This is a genomic window from Hydrogenophaga sp. GW456-12-10-14-TSB4 (assembly GCF_059424305.1).
On record NZ_JBWKZH010000008.1, the window covers coordinates 1 to 17,842 of the forward strand.

General features: G+C 70.0%; 16 protein-coding genes. 14 read left to right on the plus strand and 2 right to left on the minus strand.

Annotation, left to right across the window (positions count from 1 at the left end):
* Positions 1-129: 129 nt before the first annotated feature.
* The 11 genes from AC07ZS_RS06160 to AC07ZS_RS06210 are packed head-to-tail and all read left to right on the plus strand — an operon-like array spanning position 130 to position 10,341.
* Positions 130-1,752, plus strand: coding sequence for a carboxyl transferase domain-containing protein (locus AC07ZS_RS06160; RefSeq protein WP_494797702.1), 1,623 nt, complete (start codon positions 130-132; stop codon positions 1,750-1,752).
* 7 nt (positions 1,753-1,759) lie between these two features.
* Positions 1,760-2,896, plus strand: a complete 1,137-nt coding sequence (locus tag AC07ZS_RS06165; RefSeq protein ID WP_494797703.1) for an acyl-CoA dehydrogenase family protein — start codon at positions 1,760-1,762, stop codon at positions 2,894-2,896.
* Positions 2,897-2,898: 2 nt separating this feature from the next.
* Positions 2,899-3,690, plus strand: coding sequence for an enoyl-CoA hydratase/isomerase family protein (locus AC07ZS_RS06170; RefSeq protein WP_494797704.1), 792 nt, complete (start codon positions 2,899-2,901; stop codon positions 3,688-3,690).
* A gap of 17 nt (positions 3,691-3,707) precedes the next feature.
* Positions 3,708-4,328, plus strand: coding sequence for a DUF4126 domain-containing protein (locus AC07ZS_RS06175; protein WP_494797705.1), 621 nt, complete (start codon positions 3,708-3,710; stop codon positions 4,326-4,328).
* 8 nt (positions 4,329-4,336) lie between these two features.
* On the plus strand, positions 4,337-6,355 hold the full coding sequence (locus tag AC07ZS_RS06180; protein WP_494797706.1) for an acetyl/propionyl/methylcrotonyl-CoA carboxylase subunit alpha: 2,019 nt from the start codon (positions 4,337-4,339) through the stop codon (positions 6,353-6,355).
* 35 nt (positions 6,356-6,390) lie between these two features.
* Entirely contained in the window at positions 6,391-7,311 is a 921-nt protein-coding gene (locus AC07ZS_RS06185; protein WP_494797707.1) for a 2-hydroxyacid dehydrogenase, read from the plus strand.
* Between the two features lie 18 nt (positions 7,312-7,329).
* Positions 7,330-8,238, plus strand: coding sequence for a hydroxymethylglutaryl-CoA lyase (locus AC07ZS_RS06190; RefSeq protein ID WP_494797708.1), 909 nt, complete (start codon positions 7,330-7,332; stop codon positions 8,236-8,238).
* 11 nt (positions 8,239-8,249) lie between these two features.
* Positions 8,250-8,891, plus strand: coding sequence for a LysE family transporter (locus AC07ZS_RS06195; RefSeq protein WP_494797709.1), 642 nt, complete (start codon positions 8,250-8,252; stop codon positions 8,889-8,891).
* A gap of 11 nt (positions 8,892-8,902) precedes the next feature.
* Entirely contained in the window at positions 8,903-9,412 is a 510-nt protein-coding gene (locus AC07ZS_RS06200) for a YbaK/EbsC family protein (RefSeq protein WP_494797710.1), read from the plus strand.
* A 4-nt stretch (positions 9,413-9,416) separates the two neighbouring features.
* A complete protein-coding gene (locus tag AC07ZS_RS06205; protein WP_382162444.1) occupies positions 9,417-9,644 on the plus strand; it encodes a DUF1289 domain-containing protein in 228 nt (75 codons plus the stop codon).
* 22 nt (positions 9,645-9,666) lie between these two features.
* Positions 9,667-10,341 carry a 2-hydroxychromene-2-carboxylate isomerase gene (locus AC07ZS_RS06210; RefSeq protein WP_494797711.1) on the plus strand — a complete coding sequence of 225 codons (675 nt, stop codon included), beginning with the start codon at positions 9,667-9,669 and terminating at the stop codon, positions 10,339-10,341.
* Here the strand turns inward: AC07ZS_RS06210 and AC07ZS_RS06215 are convergent.
* A complete protein-coding gene (locus AC07ZS_RS06215; RefSeq protein WP_494797712.1) occupies positions 10,332-11,402 on the minus strand; it encodes a substrate-binding domain-containing protein in 1,071 nt (356 codons plus the stop codon). The genes AC07ZS_RS06210 and AC07ZS_RS06215 overlap by 10 nt on opposite strands.
* 66 nt (positions 11,403-11,468) lie before the next feature.
* Here AC07ZS_RS06215 and AC07ZS_RS06220 point away from each other — a divergent pair, with 66 nt between their 5' ends.
* The 3 genes from AC07ZS_RS06220 to AC07ZS_RS06230 all read left to right on the plus strand — a co-directional run bounded on the left by AC07ZS_RS06220 (position 11,469) and on the right by AC07ZS_RS06230 (position 16,608).
* Entirely contained in the window at positions 11,469-13,235 is a 1,767-nt protein-coding gene (locus AC07ZS_RS06220; RefSeq protein WP_494797713.1) for an NADH-ubiquinone oxidoreductase-F iron-sulfur binding region domain-containing protein, read from the plus strand.
* Positions 13,232-16,075 carry a molybdopterin-dependent oxidoreductase gene (locus AC07ZS_RS06225; protein WP_494797714.1) on the plus strand — a complete coding sequence of 948 codons (2,844 nt, stop codon included), beginning with the start codon at positions 13,232-13,234 and terminating at the stop codon, positions 16,073-16,075. The genes AC07ZS_RS06220 and AC07ZS_RS06225 overlap by 4 nt, the downstream gene beginning before the upstream one ends.
* A gap of 92 nt (positions 16,076-16,167) precedes the next feature.
* A complete protein-coding gene (locus tag AC07ZS_RS06230; protein WP_494797715.1) occupies positions 16,168-16,608 on the plus strand; it encodes a universal stress protein in 441 nt (146 codons plus the stop codon).
* Here AC07ZS_RS06230 and AC07ZS_RS06235 read toward each other — a convergent pair whose 3' ends face one another.
* Positions 16,609-17,742, minus strand: coding sequence for an ABC transporter substrate-binding protein (locus tag AC07ZS_RS06235; protein WP_494797716.1), 1,134 nt, complete (start codon positions 17,740-17,742; stop codon positions 16,609-16,611).
* Positions 17,743-17,842 lie beyond the last annotated feature (100 nt).

Genomic DNA, 17,842 nt, shown 5'->3' on the forward strand with positions numbered 1-17,842 from the left:
GGGGTAAAGGCGGGAGGCATGGTGCCAGTTTCGCCGGAGCTGGCGGTATTTGCAACCTGCATGGCAGACCGGCCCTCATCCGCGTGTCTATCCTCCACAATGCCCCGAAACACCACAACGGATGCCGCCATGCCGATCCTGGAGACACAACTCAACGCCCGTTCCGCCGACTTCCAGGCCAATGCCCAGGCCATGCAGGTGGTGGTCGACGACCTCAAGGCCCAGATCGCCAAAGCCACCCTCGGTGGTGGTGAGGCCGCCCGTGCCAAACACACGGCGCGGGGCAAGCTGCTGCCGCGCGACCGCGTGCAGATGCTGCTGGACCCGGGCACGCCGTTTCTGGAGCTCAGCCCGCTCGCGGCGCTCAACATGTACCCCGACCGCGATGGCACCGACAGCGCGCCCTGCGCCGGTGTGATCGCCGGCATCGGCCGCGTCAGCGGGGTGGACTGCCTGATCGTCTGCAACGACGCCACGGTGAAGGGCGGCACCTACTACCCGATGACGGTGAAGAAACACCTTCGGGCGCAGGAGGTGGCGATGCAGAACAACCTGACCTGCATCTACCTGGTGGACTCGGGCGGCGCCAACCTGCCGAACCAGGACGACGTGTTTCCCGACCGCGAGCACTTCGGGCGCATCTTCTACAACCAGGCCAACATGAGCGCCAACGGCATCGCGCAGATCGCGGTCGTGATGGGCTCGTGCACCGCGGGCGGCGCCTATGTGCCCGCCATGAGCGACGAGACCATCATCGTCAAGAATCAGGGCACCATCTTCCTGGGAGGCCCGCCGCTGGTGAAGGCCGCCATCGGCGAGATCGTGAGCGCCGAAGACCTGGGCGGCGGTGATGTGCACACGCGCCTCTCCGGCGTGGCCGACCACCTGGCACAGAACGATGCGCACGCGCTCGCGCTCGCGCGCCAGGCCGTGGCCACGCTCAACCGCCGCAAGGTCGCCACGCAGGCCCTGCGCGAACCGCGCGCGCCGTTGAACGACCCCAAGGAAATCTACGGGGTCATCCCGGTCGACACGCGCAAGCCCTACGACGTGCGCGAGATCATCGCCCGCGTGGTCGATGGCAGCGAGTTCCACGAGTTCAAGGCGCGCTACGGCGCCACCCTGGTCTGCGGCTTCGCGCACATCGAGGGCATGCCCATCGGCATCGTCGCCAACAACGGCGTGCTGTTCTCCGAGAGCGCGCAGAAAGGCGCGCACTTCATCGAGCTGTGCTGCCAGCGCAAGGTGCCGCTGCTGTTCCTGCAGAACATCACGGGTTTCATGGTCGGCCGCAAGTACGAGAGCGAGGGCATCGCGCGCCACGGCGCCAAGATGGTCACGGCCGTGGCCACCGCGCAGGTGCCCAAGTTCACCATCATCATCGGCGGCAGCTATGGTGCAGGCAACTACGGCATGTGCGGCCGGGCCTACAGCCCGCGCTTCCTCTGGATGTGGCCCAACGCGCGCATCAGCGTCATGGGCGGCGAGCAGGCCGCCAGCGTGCTGGCCACCGTGCGGCGCGACGGCATCGAGGGCAAGGGCGGCAGCTGGAGCGCCGAGGAAGAGGCGAAATTCAAGCAGCCGCTGCTCGACCAGTTTGCCCACCAGTCGCACCCGTACTACGCCAGTGCCCGCCTGTGGGACGACGGCGTGATCGATCCGGCCGACACGCGCCGCGTGCTCGGTCTCGCGCTGTCCGCCACCCTGAATACGCCGATCGGCGAGCCGAAGTTCGGCGTCTTCCGCATGTGAGGGCGCCATGAACACGACCATCTACGACAACCCCGACCACGAACTGCTGCGCGACCAGGTCGCGCGTTTTCTGGAACGCGAAGTGGAACCGCACGCGGCCGCCTGGGAAGAGACCGGCATGGTGCCGCGCGACGTGCTGCGCCGCATGGGCCAGGCCGGCTTGCTGGGCCTGATGTTCGAGGGCGAGCACGGTGGTGGTGACGCCGACGCGCTGACCAACCTGGTGTTCGCCGAAGCCCTGTCGCAGTCCACCTTCGCCGGTTTCATCATCACCGTGCTGGTGCACACCGACATGGCCGGCCCGCACCTGCACCACGCGGGCAACGCGGCGCAGAAGGCGAAGTACCTGAAGAAGGTCACGGCGGGCGAGATGATCACGGCGGTGGGCATCACCGAACCCGGCGCGGGCTCCGACGTGGCGGGCATCCGCACCACGGCGCGCAAGGAAGGCAACGAGTGGGTGCTCAACGGCACCAAGATGTTCATCACCAACGGCGTGCACGCCGACCTGTACTTCGTCGCTGCCAAGACCGGCACCGCGCGCCACGACGTGACCATGTTCATCGTCGAGAAGGGCACACCGGGCTTCTCGGTCGGCCGCGCGCTCAAGAAGACCGGCTGGCTCTCCAGCGACACGGCCGAACTCGTGTTCGACAACGTGCGCATCCCGGAAGAGAACCTGCTGGGCGAGCAGGGCAAGGGCTTCTACTCGGTCATGAAGAACTTCCAGACCGAACGCATCGCGCTGGCGGCCATGGCCGTCGGCCATTGCACGCAAGCCCTGAAGCTCACGCTGGACTATGTGCGCCAGCGCCAGGCCTTCGGCGCCACGCTGTGGGACAAGCAGACCATCCGCCAGCGCCTCTCGATGCTCGACGCCAAGACGCGCGCGGCGCGCCAGTTCATGTACCACTGCGCCTGGAGCGTGACCCAGGGCCACGACATCGTGCAAGAGGTCTCCATGCTCAAGGCCCTCACCGGCGAACTCGTCAACGAGGTGGTGCAGACCTGCCAGCAGTTCCACGGCGGCATGGGCTTCATCCGCGAGACCGCGATCGAGCGCCTGTGGCGCGACGCGCGCGTGCTCGCGATCGGCGGCGGCGCCACCGAGGTGATGCTCGAAGAAGTGGCGAAGAGGTACTGAACATGAGCGATGTGATCGACGTTTCCCGCCCCACGCCGCATGTGGCGAAGGTGTGGCTCAACCGCCCCGACGTGCGCAACGCCTTCAACGACGACGTGATCGCCGCGCTCACCGCGACCTTCACCGAACTGTCGAAAGACAAGACCCTGCGCGTGGTCGTGCTCGGCGCGCACGGCAAGGCCTTCTGCGCCGGGGCCGACCTGAACTGGATGAAGACCATGGCCGGCTACAGCTGGGACCAGAACCGCGCCGACGCGCAGCAGCTGGCCGACATGCTGTGGACGCTGGACCAGTGCCCGGTGCCGGTGGTCGGCCGCATCCAGGGCGACTGCTATGCCGGCGGCATGGGGCTGGCGGCCATCTGCGACGTGCTGGTGGCGGTGGAGGGGGCGACCTTCTGTCTGTCCGAAGCGCGCCTGGGCCTGCTGCCCGCCACCATCAGCCCCTACGTGGCGCGCGCCCTGGGTGTGCAGGCCTCGCGCCGCTACATGGTGACGGCCGAACGCTTCAGCGCGGTGCGCGCGCACGCGCTGGGCATGGTGCACGAACTGGCCACGCCCGAGACGCTGGACGCCAAGGTGGACGAGATCGTCGCCACGCTGGTGGCCAACGGCCCCAAGGCCGCGCGCGAATGCAAGCGCCTGGTGCGCGACGTGGGTGGTCAGCCCATCACCGAAGCCCTGCGCAGCGAGACCGCGCGCCGCATCGCGGACGTGCGCGCCAGCGACGAAGGCCGCGAAGGCCTGCAGTCTTTCCTGCAGAAGCGCCCGCCCGGCTGGTTGCCAACGGCCTGATCCGGGGAGACCGCGCCATGGCCGACTGGTTCCACACCCTGGGCACGCCCGAGCTGCTGGCGCTCGCGGGCGCGCTCGGCTGGGCCAGCGGTTTTCGCCTGTACGCCGTGGTGTTCATCGTCGGCCTGGCCGGTGCCCTGGGCTGGATGGAACTGCCCGCCGGCCTGCAGGCGCTGCAGCACCCGGTGCTGCTGGGCACGGCCGGCTTCATGCTCTTCGTCGAGTTCTTCGCCGACAAGATCCCGGTGGTCGATTCGCTCTGGGACATGGTCAACAGCGTGGTGCGCATTCCGGCCGGCGCGGCGCTCGCCGCCGGCGTGTTCGGGGCCGACAGCGGCACCGTGGCGCTGGCTGCCGCGCTGCTGGGTGGCACGCTCGCCGCCACCAGCCAGGCCGCCAAGACCACCACGCGCGCGGCCATCAACAGCTCGCCCGAGCCGTTCTCCAACCTGGGCATGAGCCTGGTCGAGGACGGCCTGGTGGTCGGCGCGGTCTGGCTCGCCACCAGCCACCCGCTGGTCTTCGTCGTGTTGCTCGCGATCACCGTCGTGCTGATGTGGATCGCCACCTGGATGCTTTTCAAGTTCCTGCGCGCGGTGTTCCGCCGCGTGCGCTCCTTCTTCACCGCCACCGCCTAGGAAGTCCCATGTTCCACAAGATCCTGATTGCCAACCGGGGCGAGATCGCCTGCCGCGTCGCCGCCACCGCGCGCCGCCTGGGCGTGAAGACCGTCGCTGTCTACTCGGATGCCGACGCGCGCGCCAAGCACGTGGCCGCCTGCGACGAGTCGGTGCACATCGGCGGCTCGGCGCCCAAGGAAAGCTACCTGCAGTGGGAGCGCATCATCGCCGCCGCCCAGGCCACGGGCGCGCAGGCCATCCACCCGGGCTACGGCTTCCTGAGCGAGAACGAAGCCTTCGCCAACGCCTGCGTGAAGGCCGGTCTGGTCTTCATCGGCCCGCCGTCGTCGGCCATCGAGGCCATGGGCCTGAAGGCCGAATCCAAACGGCTGATGGAAAAGGCCGGCGTGCCGCTGGTGCCCGGCTACCACGGTGCCGACCAGGACCCGGCCCTGCTGCAGCGCGAGGCCGACCGCATCGGCTACCCCGCGCTCATCAAGGCCAGCGCGGGCGGCGGCGGCAAGGGCATGCGCGTGGTCGAGAAGAGCGAGGACTTTGCCGCCGCGCTCGCCAGCTGCCAGCGCGAGGCGCGCAACAGCTTCGGCAGCGACGCGGTGCTGATCGAAAAATACGTGCAGCGCCCGCGCCACATCGAGATCCAGGTGTTTGGCGACACGCAGGGCGACTGCGTCTACCTGTTCGAGCGCGACTGCTCGGTGCAGCGCCGCCACCAGAAAGTGCTGGAAGAAGCGCCCGCACCGGGCATGACGCCCGAGCTGCGCGCCCAGATGGGCGCGGCCGCCGTGGCGGCGGCCAAGGCGGTGAACTACGTGGGCGCGGGCACGGTGGAGTTCATCGTCGAGCAGCCCGAGGGCTATGCCCATCCCGAGGCCATGCGCTTCTACTTCATGGAAATGAACACCCGCCTGCAGGTGGAGCACCCGGTGACCGAGGCCATCACCGGCCTGGACCTGGTGGAATGGCAGCTGCGCGTGGCCAGCGGCGAGCCGCTGCCGCTGAAGCAGGAAGACCTGCGCATCCACGGCCACGCCATCGAGGCGCGCATCTGCGCCGAAACGCCGGACAACAACTTCCTGCCCGCCACCGGCACGCTCACCGTCTACCGCAAGCCGGCCTGCACCAGCTTCGAGCGCGGCACGGTTCGGGTGGACGACGGCGTGCGCGAGGGCGACACCATCAGCCCGTTCTACGACTCGATGGTCGCCAAACTGATCGTGCACGGCGCCACGCGCGAAGAAGCCCTGTCGCGGCTGGATGCGGCGCTGGCCGAGACGCGCATCGTCGGCCTCTCGACCAACGTGCAGTTCCTGCGCCACGTGGTCACCAGCCGCGCGTTCGCCCAGGCCGAGCTGGACACCGCCTTGATCCCGCGCGAGGCCGCCGCCCTGTTCCACCAGGACAAGGTGGGCCTGCCGCTGGCCGTGGCCGCCGCCGTGGCGCAGACCCTGGTGGCCGAGCGCGCGGTCGAAGGCGCCGACCCGTTTTCGCGCCGCGACGGCTGGCGCCCGCACGGCATCACCGTGCGCCGTTTCGATTTCGAGTACCAGGGCGAAGCCCTGCTGGCGCACCTGAGCTACCTGCATGACGGCGCGCTGCAGCTCGCCGTGGGCGAGGTGAACGCGCTGCTGGACTTCGTGGCGCTGCCGGCCGACACCGGCACCCGCATGGACCTGCGCTTCAACGGCCAGCGCCAGACGGTGCAGACCTGGCAGGTGGACGAGCACGTGCACGTGTTCTGCGCCCTGGGCGCTGCCCAGATCGAGGAGATCGACGCCCTGGCCCACGCGGGCGAGGCCGCCGCCGAAGGCGGGCGCCTGACCGCACCCATGCCGGGCAAGGTGGTGTCGTTCGCGGTCAAGGCCGGCGACGTGGTGACCAAGGGCCAGGCGCTGGCCGTGATGGAGGCCATGAAGATGGAGCACACCATCGCCGCGCCGGCCGACGGCACCGTGGCCGAGCTGCTCTACGCGCCGGGCGACCAGGTGAACGAGGGGGCCGAATTGCTCAAGCTCTCGGTGGGCTGACAGCGCTGTCGCGCGAGGCCGCTTAAGCTCGCCGCATGAACATCACCTTCTGCTGCGCCAACACCCGGGTCGGCCCCTGGCTGGCCGACCTGCGCCTGGCCTTGCCCCAGGCCGACGTTTCCGAATGGCAACCCGGCGCGCCCCAGGCCGACCACGCGGTGGTCTGGGCGCCGCCGCAACAATTCATGGACGAACAGCCCGGTCTCAAGGGCCTGTTCAACATCGGCGCGGGCGTGGACGCGCTGCTCAAGCTCAAGCTGCCGCCCGGTGCGAAGGTGGTGCGGCTCGACGACGCCGGCATGTCGGTGCAGATGGCCGAGTACGTGTGCCACGCCGTGATCCGACACTTCCGCGAGTTCGACGCCTACGAGGCCGACGTGGCGCAGGGCCAGTGGTCGTACCGCAAGCCGCGCCTGCGGGCCGATTTCCCCGTCGGCGTGATGGGTCTGGGGGTGTTGGGCGAGCGCGTGGCCCAGGCCCTGCGCCAGTTCGATTTCCCGGTGCACGGCTGGAGCCGTTCGCCCAAGGCGATCGACGGCGTGACCTGCCACGCCGGTCACGCGGCCTTCGACAGCTTCCTGGCCTCGTGCCGCGTGCTGGTGAACCTGCTGCCGCTCACGCCCGAGACGCGCGACATCCTCAACCGCGAAACGCTTTCGCGCCTGCGGCCCGAGGCCTATGTCATCAACGTCGCGCGCGGCGACCACCTGGTGGAAGACGACCTGCTCGCGCTGCTGGAGAGCGGCCACCTGGCCGGCGCCACGCTCGACGTGTTCCGCACCGAGCCGCTGCCCGCCCAGCATGGTTTCTGGAAACACCCGAAAATCACGGTCACGCCCCACACCTCGGCGCGCACGCTGCGCGAGGAAAGCATCGCCCAGATTGCCGGCAAGATCCTCGCCTTTGAACGCGGCGATCCGATTGCCGGCGTGGTGGATGCCACTCGGGGTTACTGACCCTCTCGAAAGCCTCCCATGAAACTGCCCTCCCGCGTCCAGCTCATCGACGTTGGCCCTCGCGACGGCCTGCAGAACGAAAAGCAGCCGGTGCCCGCGGCCGTCAAGGTCGAGCTGGTGCACCGCCTGCAGGCCGCCGGCCTGAAAGAGATCGAGGTCACCAGCTACGTGAGCCCCAAGTGGGTGCCGCAGATGGCCGACAACCACGAGGTCATGGGAGGCATCCGGCGCCAGGGCGGCATCCGCTACTCGGTGCTCACGCCCAACCTCAAGGGCTATGAGGCCGCCGTGGCCGACAAGCCCGACGAGATCGTGGTGTTCGGCGCGGCCAGCGAGGCCTTCAGCCAGAAGAACATCAACTGCTCGATCGCCGAGAGCATCGAGCGCTTCGCGCCCGTGGTCGAGGCCGCGCGCGCGGCCGGCATCGCCGTGCGCGGTGCCATGAGCTGCACCGTGGGCTGCCCCTACGAAGGCGAGATTGCGCCCGAGCGCGTGGCGTACCTCGCCGGCCTCATGAAGGGCATCGGTGTGCAGCGCGTGGACGTGGCCGACACCATCGGCGTGGGCACGCCGCGCAAGGTGCAGGCCGCGATGGAGGCCACGCTGAAGCACTACGGCATCGACGCCGTCTCGGGCCACTTCCACGACACCTACGGCCAGGCGCTGTCCAACACCCTGGCCGCGCTGGAGATGGGGGTCTGGAACTTCCAGTCCTCCGTGTCCGGCCTGGGCGGCTGCCCCTACGCCAAGGGCGCCACCGGCAACGTGGCGACCGAAGACGTGGTCTACCTGCTGCAGGGCATGGGCATCGCCACCGGCATCGACCTCGACGCGCTGGTGGACGCTGGCGTCTACATCAGCGAACAGCTCGGCCGGCCCACCGGCTCGCGCGTGGCTCGCGCATTGCTCGCCAAGCGCGCGGGCTGAAGGAAATTCGCATGGAACTGCAATTCTGGATGGCGTATTTCGTGGCCTCGTGGGCCATCGCGCTGTCGCCCGGTTCGGGCGCGGTGCTGTCGATGACGCACGGCCTGGCCTATGGCGTGAAGAAGACCAGTGTGACCATCGCGGGCCTGCAGCTGGGGCTGGCGGTGATCCTGCTGGTGGCCGGCGTGGGGGTGGGCGCCTTGCTGCTGGCCTCGGCCACCGCCTTCACCGTGGTGAAGTTTGCGGGCGCGGGTTACCTGATCTGGCTCGGCTTCAACCAGTGGCGCGCCCGCGTGGGCGTGGTGCCCGAGGCGGACGGGGCGGCGCCGGCCCGGGTGGCCGTGCCCTCGGTGCGCGAGCGCTTCGTCATGGGTTTCTTCACCAACGTGACCAACCCCAAGGGGATCGTGTTCATGGTGGCCGTGCTGCCGCAGTTCATCGACCCCAGGCGCGGCCTCTGGCTGCAGTTGCTGATCCTGCTGGCCACCACGGTGGTGGTGGACCTGATCGTGATGCACGGCTACGCCTTCCTCGCCTCGCGCGCCCAGCGCTGGCTCGCCACCGCCCGCGCCCGGCGCGCGCAGAACCGCGTGTTCGGCGGCGTGCTCATGGCCATGGGCGCGAGCCTGCTGCTCGTCAAACGCGCTGCCTGAAGGACCGAACCATGTGTGGAGCCGAATTGCAGGCCTTGCCTGAGACCGTGCGGCGTGTGGCGCGCGTGTTGCAGGACGCGGGCCATGCCCACGCCCCTGTGATGCTCGACGATGCCGCGCGCACCGCGCAGCAGGCGGCCGATGCCCTGGGCGTGGCCCTGGGCCAGATCGCCAAGAGCATCATCTTCCGCCGCAAGAGCGATGACGCGGCCGTGCTGGTCATCACCTCGGGCGACCTGCGGGTGGACGAGAAGAAGGTGCAGGCCCTGGTGTGCGCCGATGGCGGCAAGCTCGGCCGGGCCGACGCCGACTTCGTCAAGGCGCGCACCGGCTTTTCCATCGGCGGTGTCTCGCCGCTGGCGCACGCGGTGGCGCCCGTCACGCTGATCGACGCGCAGCTCTCGCGCTTTGGCGAGATCTGGGCCGCGGCCGGCCACCCGCACGCCGTGTTCCGCCTGAGCCCCGTGGAACTCCAGTCGCTGACCGGCGCGCCGGTGCACGACGTCACCGTGGCGGCCTGAACCCATGGCCCTCGAAACCCCCGCGATCACCCTTCAGGCCGCGCGCCGCCGCGCCGGGCTCCGGCCGGGCGTGCCTTCGCCGTGCATCTCGGTCTGCGAGATGGACGAAGCCCGCAGCCGCTGCAAGGGGTGCTTCCGCACGCTGGAAGAAATCGGTTTCTGGAGCCGTGCCAGCGATGCGGACAAGTTGGTGATCTGGCAGCAGATCGAAGCCCGGCAACTGGCCCCCTGATGCCCTCGCACACGAGATCTTCATGACCGACATCGCCTTCTTCTACGACCCGATCTCGCCTTACGCCCATCTGGCGTTCGAGCGGCTGCCCGAGGCCCTCATGGGCCACAGTGTGCAGGTGCGCTACCGGCCCGTGCTGTTCGCCGCGCTGCTCAAGGCGCACGGCCAGCTGGGCCCGGCGGAGATCCCGGCCAAGCGCGACTGGACCTACCGCCACGTGAGCTGGCTGGGACACCACCACGGCGTGGCGCTCGAGATGCCGGCCGCGCATCCGTTCAACCCGCTGCCCCTGCTGCGCCTGGGCCTGGCCTGCGCGACGGACGACGCGCCGGGCGAGACCAACCGCTACGTTACCGAGCTGCTGTTCCGCCATGTCTGGCGCGGCGGGCTCGACGCCGCCGACCCGGCGCGCCTGGCCGCGTTGCAGGCCCTGCTGCAGGACCACATGGCGCAGCGCGGCAAGCCGTGGCACGCGCCCGACAGCGAGGTGGTCAAGCAGCGCCTGCGCGCCAACACCGACGAAGCGCTCGCGCTCGGCCTGTTCGGCGTGCCGGCGATGGTGGTGGACGGCCGCGTGTTCTGGGGGCAGGACGCTCTGCCCATGCTGCGCGCCTACCTGGACGGCGATGCCTGGTTCGACACCCAGTGGGACGCGGCGGCGCAGCGGCCCGAGGGCGTGCGCCGGCCTCAGGCCTGAAACGCCGCGGCCACGCCCATCACTTCGCCGGTGTGGGCCGCCTCGTAGCCCTTCAAGGCGGCCACGCGCGCGCGGAACCCCGGTGAGCGCAGCACCGTGAGCACCGGGCGCAGCTCGGCGCGGTCCAGCGCGTCGGCCGGCAGCGCGAAGAAGTAGCGCTCCTTCAGCAACGGAATGAAATGCAGGCCGAAGCGGTGCGCGGCGGTCTGCACGCCGATGCCCACGTCGGCCATGCCGCTGGCCACATAGGCGGCCACGGCGGCGTGGGTGAGCTCGGTGTTGTCGTAACCCGCCACCGCCTGCGGCGCGATGCCTTCGCGCTTGAGCAGCAGGTCGGTCAACACCCGCGTGCCCGAGCCCTCGGGCCGGTTGACGAAGCGCAGCCCGGGCCGCGCGAGGTCGCCCAGGCCGCGCAGGCCCAGCGGGTTGCCCGCCGCCACGAACAGCCCCTGTGTGCGCACCGCCAACTGCACCAGCAGGTGCTGGTCGGGCTTGAGCCAGGTCAGGTAGCGCCGGGCGGCGGCCGCCTCGAACTCGCCCAGCGGCACGTGAAAGCCCGCCAGCTCGCAGTCGCCCTGCGCGAGCGCGGCCACGGCCTCCAGGCTGCTGCGGTAGCGCAGCTCCACCGGCACCTGGCGCGCCGCCAGCTGCTCGCGCAAGGCGGCCACCGCGAAGCCGTGGCTGGCGTGCAGGCGCGGCACGGCGCGCTGGCGGCGCTGCACGCGCCCGAGCTCGCCTTCGAGTTCCGAGGCCAGCGACTCCAGCAAGGGCTGCAGGCGCGCACCGATGCGCGCATCGGCCCAGATGAGTTTTTCGCCCAGCGGCGTGAGCACCGAGCCGCGCCCGCGCCCGCGCACCAGCAAAGGCTGGCCGAACAGCTGCTCGGCCTGCTGCAGCAGGCCCCAGGCATGGCGGTACGACAGGCCCAGCTCGCGCCCGGCCTGCGAGATGCTGCCCGAACCCTGAACCGCCGCGAGCAGGCCGAGCAAGGTGTTGGCGTCGAGCGCGGGGCCGTCTTCCTGGCTGACGCGCCATTGGGGCTGGAGGGTGATGCGCAGCATGGGGAAGCCCGACTTTATGAACTGTCAAACATATTAAAACAACCCATACGGTGCTACGCTGAAAAGATGAGCAGAACGACAGCCCACGAGACCCCTGAACGCCCCACGGGCAGCGTGATTCCCATCCGTCCGATCGAGGCGATGGGGCGCGGCAAGGCGCGCCACACGCCCAAGGGGCGGCAGACCTCGCCCGAGGCGCGAGCGCGCGTGGCCGCGCTGTGCGAAGGCCTGGCGCCGCGCGCCGACCTGCTGATCGAGCACCTGCACCGCCTGCAGGACGCCGAGGGCGCGCTGCGCCACGGCCACCTGGCCGCGTTGGCCGAGCGCCTGCGGCTGAGCCAGGTCGAGGTGTTCGAGGTCGCGAGCTTCTACCACCACTTCGAGATCGTGGACGACGCCGCGCCCGTGCCGCAGACCGTGGTGCGCGTGTGCACCAGCCTCTCGTGCGCCATGGCCGGCGGCGAGGCCTTGCTGGCCGATCTGCAGACCACGCTGGCGGGCGATGCCACGGTGCGCGCGCAGGCCGCGCCCTGCATCGGCCAGTGCCATGTGGCGCCCGCCGCCTGCGTGGGCCAGCGGCAACTGCCGCAGGCCAGCGTGGCAGGCGTGCAGGCCTTGCTCGCCAGCGGCGAGACCGGGCCGCGCCAGTTGCCCGAGCCAGCCGGCTCTGAATTCAAACAGCTGCGGAGCCTGCTCGCGGGTGCGCTCAGCGCCGAACAGGTCCTGACCGAATTGAAAGCCTCCAACCTGCGCGGCCTGGGCGGCGCGGGCTTCCCGTCCTGGCGCAAGTGGGAGACGGTGCGCGCGCAGCCCGGCCCGCGCCACATGGTGGTCAACATCGACGAAGGCGAGGTCGGCACCTTCAAGGACTGGCAGGTGCTCAGCAGCGCCACGGCCGGCGCGCCGCAGATGCTCGAAGGCCTGCTGATCGCCGCCCAGGTGGTGGGCATCTCGCACGCCTGGATCTACCTGCGCGACGAATACCACGACGTGCGCGAACTGCTCACGCGCGAACTCGCCCGGCTCGACGCCACCCTGCAGGCACTGGCCGCCCAGCACCCCGGCTACACGCCCCCGCGCATCGAGCTGCGGCGCGGCGCGGGCGCTTACATCTGCGGCGAAGAATCGGCGCTGATCGAATCGGTGGAAGGCAAGCGCGGGCTGCCGCGCCTCAAGCCGCCCATCGTGGCCATGCACGGCGTGTTCGGTCGGCCCACGCTGGCGCACAACCCCGAAACCCTGTGGTGGCTGCCGCTGATCCTGGAGAAGGGCGGTGCCTGGCTGGCGGGCGAAGGCCTGCGCGGGCGCACCGGCCTGCGGCGCTTCTCGGTCTCGGGCCGCGTGAACAAGCCGGGCGTGCACCTGGCGCCCGCCGGCATCACCTTGCGCGAGCTCGTCGACGAACACGCGGGTGGCATGACCGAAGGTCACACGCTCTACGCCTACCTGCCGGGCGGCGCCTCGGGCGGCATCCTGCCCGCCTCGCTGGCCGACGTGCCGCTGGACTTCGACACCCTGGTCGACCACGGCAGCTTCATCGGCTCCATGGCCGTGGTGGTGATGAGCCAGCACGACACGGCGCGCGGCGCCGCGCTCAACCTCATGCAGTTCTTCGAGCACGAGTCCTGCGGCCAATGCACGCCCTGCCGCGCCGGCACCACGAAAGCGGTGCAGCTCATGCACGCGCCGGTGTGGGATGCGCCGCTGCTCGGGGAGCTCTCGCAGGTGATGCGCGACGCCAGCATCTGCGGCCTGGGCCAGGCCGCGCCCAACCCGGTGGACAGCGTGCTGCGCTTCTTTGCCCATGAAGTGAACGCCGGAGGTGCGGCATGAAGACCGACGACCTGCCCCTGGACGCGACGCCGATCGCCTTCACCCTCAACGGCCGCGCGCTGGAGGCCGCGCCTGGCGAGAGCATTCTGAAAGCCGCGCAGCGCGCCGGCGTCGAGATTCCGCACCTGTGCCACAAGGACGGCTTGCGCAGCCCCGGCAACTGCCGCGCCTGCGTGGTCGACATCGAAGGCGAGCGCGTGCTCGCGCCCTCGTGCTGCCGCGCGCCCAGCGCCGGCATGGTGGTGCACAGCGACAACGCCCGCGCCAGCGCCGCGCAGAAGACGGTGCTGGAGCTGCTGCTGTCCGACGCGCCGGACACCGGCGCGCTCAAATTCGACAGCGAGCTGGCGCACTGGGCCGAGGTGGCCGGCGCCTTGCCCGGGCGCTTCCCCGCGCGCGCCGCCGCCGTGCACGACGGGAGCCACCCGGCGATGGCGGTCAACCTGGACGCCTGCATCCAGTGCACGCGCTGCATCCGCGCCTGCCGCGAGACCCAGGGCAACGACGTGCTGGGCCTGGCCTTCCGGGGCGGCCACGCGCAGATCGTGTTCGACCAGAACGACCCCATGGGCGCCAGCACCTGCGTGGCCTGCGGCGAGTGCGTGCAGGCCTGCCCCACGGGGGCCATTGCCCCGGCCAATGGCGCCTTCGCCAAACCCTCGCAGCAGCAGGTCGATTCGGTCTGCCCCTTCTGCGGCGTCGGTTGCCAGCTCACCTACCACGTCAACGACGGCAGGATCGAACACGTCGAAGGCATTGCCGGGCCGGCCAACGAAGGCCGCCTGTGCGTCAAGGGCCGCTTCGGCTTCGACTACGCGCACAGTCCCGAGCGCCTCACGCGCCCGCTGATCCGCCGCGCCGGCGCGCCCAAGGACCCGCACGGTGAGCTGCGCCGCCTCACGCCCGAGCAGGTGCGCGAGCGCTTTCGCGAAGCCAGCTGGGACGAGGCACTGGACGCCGCCGCCGCGGGCTTCCGGAAGGCCATGGCCGCCACACCGGCGCGCGGGCGCCAGGGCCCGGTGGCCGGCTTCGGTTCGGCCAAGGGCACGAACGAAGAGGCGTACCTGTTCCAGAAGCTGATCCGCACCGCGTTCGACACGCACAACGTGGACCACTGCACCCGCCTGTGCCACGCCTCCAGCGTGGCCGCGCTGATGGAGGGCCTGGGCTCGGCGGTCGTCACCAACCCGCTGCGCGACGTGCAGCACGCCGATTTCGTGCTGCTGATCGGCGCCAACCCGGCACAGAACCACCCCGTGGGCGCGACCTGGATCAAGAACGCGGTGAAGAAGAACGGCATGAAGCTGGTGCTCGCCGACCCGCGCCGCACCGAGCTCGCGCGCCACAGCTGGAAGCACCTGGGTTTCAAGTCCGGCACCGACGTGGCCCTGCTCAACGCGCTGCTGCACACCATCGTGTTCGAGGGCCTCACCGACCCGGCCTACATCGAGGCCCACACGCTGGATTTCGCGCAGCTCAAGGCGCACCTGGTGGACTTCTCGCCCGAGGCGATGGCGCCGGTCTGCGGCATCGACGCGGCCACGCTGCGCGAGGTCGCGCGCGCCTACGCCACGGCGAAGAACGCCATGATCCTCTGGGGCATGGGCATCAGCCAGCACACGCACGGCACCGACAACGCGCGCTGCCTGATCGCGCTCGCGCTGGTCACCGGCCAGATCGGTCGGCCCGGCACCGGCTTGCACCCGTTGCGCGGCCAGAACAACGTGCAGGGCGCGAGCGACGCCGGCCTCATCCCCATGGTGCTGCCCGACTACCAGCGCGTGGCCGACGGCCCGGCGCGCGAGAAGGCCGAACGCCTGTGGAACCTGGCGCCCGGCACGCTGGGCAGCGAACCCGGCCTGACGGTGGTGGAGATCGTCGACGCGGCCTACCGCAAGGAGATCCGTGCCATGCTGATCCAGGGCGAGAACCCGGCCATGAGCGACCCCGACGCGGCCCACGCGCGCGAAGCGCTCGCGGGGCTGGACCACCTGGTGGTGCAGGACATCTTCCTCACCGAAACCGCCAGCCTGGCCGACGTGGTGCTGCCCGCCACCGCCTGGCCCGAGAAGACCGGCAGCGTGACCAACACCGACCGCTGCGTGCAGCTCGGCCGCAAGGCCGTGCCCGCGCCGGGCGACGCGCGCGCCGACGCCTGGATCACCGAACAGCTCGCGCGCCGCCTGGGCCTGGGCTGGACCTACGGCGTTGCCGCCGACGGCAGCGGGACGGACGATGCGCGCCAGGGCATCGGCGCGGTGTACGAGGAGATGCGCGCACTCATGCCCAGCATCGCCGGCCTCTCCTGGGCGCGGCTGCGGCGCGAGGGGGCGGTGACTTACCCGGTGGCGGACGACGCCGACCCCGGCCAGCCGGTGGTGTTCATCGACGGTTTTCCCACCCCCACGGGCCGCGCCTCGCTGGTGGGCGCGGTGCTCACGCCGCCGGCCGAACAGCCCGACGTCGAGTTCCCTCTGGTGCTCATCACCGGTCGCCAGCTCGAACACTGGCACACCGGCAGCATGACGCGGCGCAGCGGCGTGCTCGATGCGCTCGAACCCAGCCCGGTGGTGAGCCTGCACCCCGAGACCGCCCAGCGGCTCGGGCTGTGGGCAGGCGCGCAAGCGCAGGTGCGTTCCCGGCGCGGCGAGGTGGCCCTGCCGGTGCGGATCGACGAAGGCATGCCGCGCGAGACCGCCTTCATTCCCTTCGCCTACGCCGAGGCCGCGGCCAACCTGCTCACCAACCCCGCCCTGGACCCGGTGGGCAAGATCGCGGAATTGAAGTACTGTGCGGTGGACGTGCGACCTGTTGTCGCGCGCGATCCGGCCCGTCATTGACCTGCCTCAACGCAGCAGCTTGACGGGGCTCCTACGATGAACCCTCCGCCCGACGGGTGGGGCGGTTCACATCTCAATCAAGGAGAGCCACCATGTTCAAGAAAATTCTCGTGCCCACCGATGGTTCCACCCTGGCCGCGCAGGCCACCACGGTCGCGCTGGGGCTGGCCAAGAGCCTGAACGCGCAGATCATCGGCGTCAACGTGATCGACCCATTTCCCTACATCGGCATCGGCGATGCCTCGGCCGTGGGCCTGCAGGCCTACCTGACCGAGGCCAAGGCCGCGGCCGGCCAGGCGCTGGACGCGGTGCGCAAGGCCTGCGAGGCCCAGGGCGTGGTGTTCGCAGCGGGTGACACCATCGAGCGCAACGTGGTCTACGAAGGCATCATCGAAACGGCCGACGCCGAAGGCTGCGACCTGATCGTGATGGGCTCCCATGGCCGCCAGGGCGTGAAAGCCCTCATTCTGGGCAGCGTGGCCCAGAAGGTGCTCACCCACGCGAAGGTGCCGGTGCTGATCGTGAAGGGCTGATCAGCGGCGGAATTTGCCGGAGGCGTCCACGATCGACAGATCGGCGAAGTCCAGCCCGGTGTGGTTGCTCGGGCTGTAGTGCACGGTCAGGCCGCCGATGTCGTAGTTGCGCAGGTTCTCCAGCGCGTCGCGCAGGGCCACCGGCGTGGGGCTGGGTCCGGCGCGGCGCAGGCCTTCGGTCAGCACCTTGGCGGCGGCGTAGCCCTCCATCATGGCGGGCGACACGCCGGCCAGGCCCTTGGCCTTGGCGAACTCCTGCGCCTCCTTGATCAAGGCGTAGGCCACGGAGCGCTCGTTGGGAAACACCTGGGTCACGATCACGCCGCGCGCGTGCTCGCCCAGCAGCTTGATGAAACCGTCCGAGGCGTTGTTCGAGAGCGTGACCACCTGCGCGCGCGAGCCGGCGGTGCGCACCGCCTTGACCGCGTTGGCGGTGTTGCCGGCCGAGCCGATCACCATCACCGCCTGCGCGTTGCTCTCATTGACGCGCTTGGACAGGTCGGTGAACTCGGGCTTGTCGCGCGGAAACTTTTCATGCAGCACCGGCTTGAGCTGGGCTTTGTCGAAGCCCTTGAGCGCCCCGGCGGCCGAATCGGCACCGAAGGAATCGTCGGTTTCCAGCACCGCGATGCGCGTGATGCCGATGCTGGCCAGGTGCTCGATGGCCTTGGCGGCCTCGCGCTGGTAGGTGGCGCGCACGTTGAACACCCAGGGGTTGACCGGCTGGTGCAGCACCATGGCGCCGGTGCTCGGGCCGACCAGCGGCACCTTGAGCTCGGCCAGCAGGGGCAGCAGGGCCTGCGAATGCGGCGTGCCGCGGTTCAGGAACAGCGCCAGCACGCGCTGTTTCGTGACCAGTTCGCGCGCCACTTCCACCGTGACCTTGGGGTCGAACTTGTCGTCCACGGTGATCAACTCGATCCTCTGGCCGTTGACACCGCCGCGCGCGTTGATGGTGTCGAAATACAGCTGGGCGCCTTCGTGGTTCTCCTTCACCCCGGCCGCCACCGAGCCGGTGAAGCCCGAGGGCATGCCCACGCGCAACTGGGCCCAGGCAGGGGCCGCCCATGCCAGCCAGGCGGCCAGCCCCATCACCGTGCAGACCGGGGTTGAAAAGAAGCGAATCCGTTTCATATAGGGCGTCTCCTGGTGTCAACCGAGTCTATGCACCGCCGCCGGCGCGGGAAATTGTGGATATGACCTACCGCACAGATGGTTTGTCACACCCCTCCGT

Bases quoted from the DNA above. Each gene is read 5' to 3' on its own strand.
- AC07ZS_RS06160 (WP_494797702.1), top strand. From the start codon at position 130: ATGCCGATCCTGGAGACACAACTCAACGCCCGTTCCGCCGACTTCCAG.
- AC07ZS_RS06165 (WP_494797703.1), top strand. From the start codon at position 1,760: ATGAACACGACCATCTACGACAACCCCGACCACGAACTGCTGCGCGAC.
- AC07ZS_RS06170 (WP_494797704.1), top strand. From the start codon at position 2,899: ATGAGCGATGTGATCGACGTTTCCCGCCCCACGCCGCATGTGGCGAAG.
- AC07ZS_RS06175 (WP_494797705.1), top strand. From the start codon at position 3,708: ATGGCCGACTGGTTCCACACCCTGGGCACGCCCGAGCTGCTGGCGCTC.
- AC07ZS_RS06180 (WP_494797706.1), top strand. From the start codon at position 4,337: ATGTTCCACAAGATCCTGATTGCCAACCGGGGCGAGATCGCCTGCCGC.
- AC07ZS_RS06185 (WP_494797707.1), top strand. From the start codon at position 6,391: ATGAACATCACCTTCTGCTGCGCCAACACCCGGGTCGGCCCCTGGCTG.
- AC07ZS_RS06190 (WP_494797708.1), top strand. From the start codon at position 7,330: ATGAAACTGCCCTCCCGCGTCCAGCTCATCGACGTTGGCCCTCGCGAC.
- AC07ZS_RS06195 (WP_494797709.1), top strand. From the start codon at position 8,250: ATGGAACTGCAATTCTGGATGGCGTATTTCGTGGCCTCGTGGGCCATC.
- AC07ZS_RS06200 (WP_494797710.1), top strand. From the start codon at position 8,903: ATGTGTGGAGCCGAATTGCAGGCCTTGCCTGAGACCGTGCGGCGTGTG.
- AC07ZS_RS06205 (WP_382162444.1), top strand. From the start codon at position 9,417: ATGGCCCTCGAAACCCCCGCGATCACCCTTCAGGCCGCGCGCCGCCGC.
- AC07ZS_RS06210 (WP_494797711.1), top strand. From the start codon at position 9,667: ATGACCGACATCGCCTTCTTCTACGACCCGATCTCGCCTTACGCCCAT.
- AC07ZS_RS06215 (WP_494797712.1), bottom strand. From the start codon at position 11,402: ATGCTGCGCATCACCCTCCAGCCCCAATGGCGCGTCAGCCAGGAAGAC.
- AC07ZS_RS06220 (WP_494797713.1), top strand. From the start codon at position 11,469: ATGAGCAGAACGACAGCCCACGAGACCCCTGAACGCCCCACGGGCAGC.
- AC07ZS_RS06225 (WP_494797714.1), top strand. From the start codon at position 13,232: ATGAAGACCGACGACCTGCCCCTGGACGCGACGCCGATCGCCTTCACC.
- AC07ZS_RS06230 (WP_494797715.1), top strand. From the start codon at position 16,168: ATGTTCAAGAAAATTCTCGTGCCCACCGATGGTTCCACCCTGGCCGCG.
- AC07ZS_RS06235 (WP_494797716.1), bottom strand. From the start codon at position 17,742: ATGAAACGGATTCGCTTCTTTTCAACCCCGGTCTGCACGGTGATGGGG.